At 63.9% G+C, this 479-nt stretch carries 1 protein-coding gene; it reads right to left on the bottom strand.

The annotated features are described in order from the left end of the window. The coding region (locus tag SMN802W_RS18500; protein ID WP_019516449.1) for a hypothetical protein at positions 1–479 on the bottom strand (479 nt) is incomplete at both ends.

Below are 479 nucleotides of genomic sequence, written 5' to 3'. Positions count from 1 at the left end.
GCGTAGAACGGCGCCTTGTCGATCGGTCGTGCGTCCTCGCTACGTGGCGGATGCTGCCGCTCCCATCCATGTCGGGCGGCCTCGTTGAAGCGTACGAGAGACGCGACGACCGCCTCCCCATCGAACCCGTGTGCGCTTGCGAACTCACCTACGGCGCCCGCATCTGCTGCGACGAGACCCTTGCCGCCATTTGCCAGCGCGACCTCGAGCTTGTCTTCCGCGACCCCGATCGAGACGACGGGCACGGTCGCGTAACTCTCGTGCACGCGCCTGTCCCACACGCACAGCGCACGCGCGTTCGGCTGGATCAGGGTTTCGTAGGTGTTGGTGTGATCGCCGCGGGTTTCATCGCAAAAGCGCTGTCCTGCCTCGTTGAAGAGCAACGCGTGTTCGGAGTGGTATTGCGACAAGGCGACGAACAATCGCTCGTCACCCCATGTGCGCGGCTCGCTGACCAAGTGGCCATAGAAACCACGGTT

Source organism: Sphingomonas sp. Mn802worker, from assembly GCF_000382485.1.
Lineage (GTDB): Bacteria > Pseudomonadota > Alphaproteobacteria > Sphingomonadales > Sphingomonadaceae > Sphingomonas.
The sequence above is the reverse complement of the archived record's forward strand: the minus strand, read 5'-3'. Positions and strand labels throughout refer to the sequence as shown.